The organism is Streptomyces zinciresistens K42, from assembly GCF_000225525.1.
Lineage (GTDB): Bacteria > Actinomycetota > Actinomycetes > Streptomycetales > Streptomycetaceae > Streptomyces > Streptomyces zinciresistens.
Window position 1 is genome coordinate 1 of sequence record NZ_AGBF01000418.1, and the last position, 1860, is coordinate 1860.

Here is a 1860-nt window from a genome sequence, read left to right on the forward strand (position 1 = left end):
AATACCCTTCCGGCCGGCCGCCCCGCCCGCGCATCCAGCCCGGCACCGGCAGCAGCGGCCGGACCTCGGCCCACTCCCCGTCCGTCATGTCCGTCGGGTACCGGCGCTGCCGTTCAGGTCGGTCAGCCGCGTTGCCGTACACGTGCGCGAGGCAATCACACGATGGAGCGGCCGAGTTGGACTGCCCGACCATCGACACGGAAGACTGCAGCACAGGGGCCTCCTGTTGCTCTATGGATTCGACACCCACGAGCTGTTCAGGAGGCCCCTTCCTCATGCCCTCACCACCGCAGAATCACCCGACCGGGAACCCGCGTTCGACCGCCACCGCTCAAGATCGAAAAGACAACAGCTTCTGACAGTCCTGGTCGGTGCAACTGCGCCGCGCCGGCCGGGCCCTGCCTCGGAGGTGGTGCCGTGAGCGCGCAACCCCAGAAGTCGGCCGGCCTCACGACGGTCTGTGCCGGAGTCGCGCTGTTCCCGGTCACAGCACTAGGGGGAGGAAGGAATTCAGGTATGAGCGAAGCGGATGTCCCAGCCCCGCTGATCACCCCGCGAGGGACCGCTCACTCGGGCAGTTGCCGCATCTCCACGACCCGCAGGCCCAGCGACTGGCAGCGGGCCAGCAGGCCGTACAGGTGGGCCTCGTCGACGACGGGCCCGTACAGCACCGTCTGGCCGGACATCACCACGTGATCCAGTTCCGGGAAGAGCTTGGCCAGTGTCTCGGACACGTGCCCCTGGACGCGGATCTCGTAGCGCATCTGCTGCTCTCCCGCCGGCCGACGTTGGCAGACCTGCTGTGCCCATCCTCGCGCCGCGGGGGGCGCCCGCACCTCACCCGGCGCAGGTGACCCGGACGCGTCCCGAGCCGCCGGTCAGTGCGTGATGACGAGCTTGACGAGGATGATCAGCAGGCCGAGCAGCAGGTTCACCGTGGCGCTGAGGAGGAGCAGCCGCCGGGTGGCCCCGGCCCGCGCGGCCGCCGCGACCGACCAGCCCACCTGGCCGGCGACCGCCACGGACAGCGCGAGCCACGCGGTGCCCGAGAGGTCGAGGCCGAACAGCGGGCTGACGGCCGCGGCGAGGGCCGGCGGGACGGCCGCCTTGACGATGGGCCACTCCTCGCGCAGCACGTGCAGCACGGTGGCCCGGTTCAGCGGGTGCTGGGCCAGCCGCGCCCCGAACAGCTGGGCGTGCACATGGGCCGCCCAGAAGACCAGTCCGGTCAGCAGGAGCAGCAGCACCAGCTCCGCCCGGCTGTACGACGCCTGCGCGGCGACGCCGATCACGACCGACGCGGCGAGCATGGAGCCGTAGACGCCGCCGGTGTAGTCGGCGCGGGTCCTGGCCGGCGCCCCGCGCTCGCGCGCGGTGGAAGGGTCGTCGCCGCTCATGCGCACCTCTCGGTAGGGGCGCCGCGGCCCCGGCACACCGGGGCCCCGGAAGGGAGGGGTCGTCACAGCAGGTCCAGCTCGCGGGCCCGGCGCACCGCCTCGTTGCGGCGGTTGACCGAGAGCTTGCGGTAGACGCTCTTGAGGTGGGTCTTCACCGTGTTCACGGAGACGTACAGATCGGCGGCGATGTCCTGCGTCGACATCATCCGGGCCAGCCGTTCGAGGACGTCCCGCTCGCGTCCGCTGAGCGGTTCCACGAGCGGCTGCGCCACGGGCGCGGCCGCCGGTCCCGGCGGGCCGGGCACCAGCCAGCCCGCGGCCAGGGTCCGCAGGGGCGCCGCGCCCAGGTAGGGGGCAGCCCAGCCGCCCGCCTCCAGGAACGGGCGCCGCAGCCGCTCGCGCCGGGCCTCGGTGAGGCAGTGGGCGAGCAGGCGGCGGGCGGCGGCGGTGTCCCCGGCGGTGT

4 protein-coding genes are annotated in these 1860 nt (G+C 72.7%); all 4 read right to left on the reverse strand.

Annotated features, from left to right (window positions below; translation table 11 throughout):
• A partial coding sequence (locus tag SZN_RS43085) for a transposase (protein ID WP_244313499.1) occupies positions 1-214 on the reverse strand: 214 nt, incomplete at its 3' end.
• A gap of 352 nt (positions 215-566) precedes the next feature.
• Entirely contained in the window at positions 567-764 is a 198-nt protein-coding gene (locus SZN_RS36915) for a hypothetical protein (protein ID WP_007506335.1), read from the reverse strand.
• 114 nt (positions 765-878) lie between these two features.
• Positions 879-1397 (reverse strand): hypothetical protein, encoded by a 519-nt coding sequence (locus tag SZN_RS36920; protein WP_007506336.1) that lies wholly within the window; start codon positions 1395-1397, stop codon positions 879-881.
• A 62-nt stretch (positions 1398-1459) separates the two neighbouring features.
• The coding region (locus SZN_RS36925) for a LuxR C-terminal-related transcriptional regulator (RefSeq protein ID WP_007506337.1) at positions 1460-1860 on the reverse strand (401 nt) is incomplete at its 5' end.

Coding starts and splice junctions, on each gene's coding strand:
- SZN_RS36915 (WP_007506335.1), bottom strand. CDS start 764: ATGCGCTACGAGATCCGCGTCCAGGGGCACGTGTCCGAGACACTGGCC.
- SZN_RS36920 (WP_007506336.1), bottom strand. CDS start 1,397: ATGAGCGGCGACGACCCTTCCACCGCGCGCGAGCGCGGGGCGCCGGCC.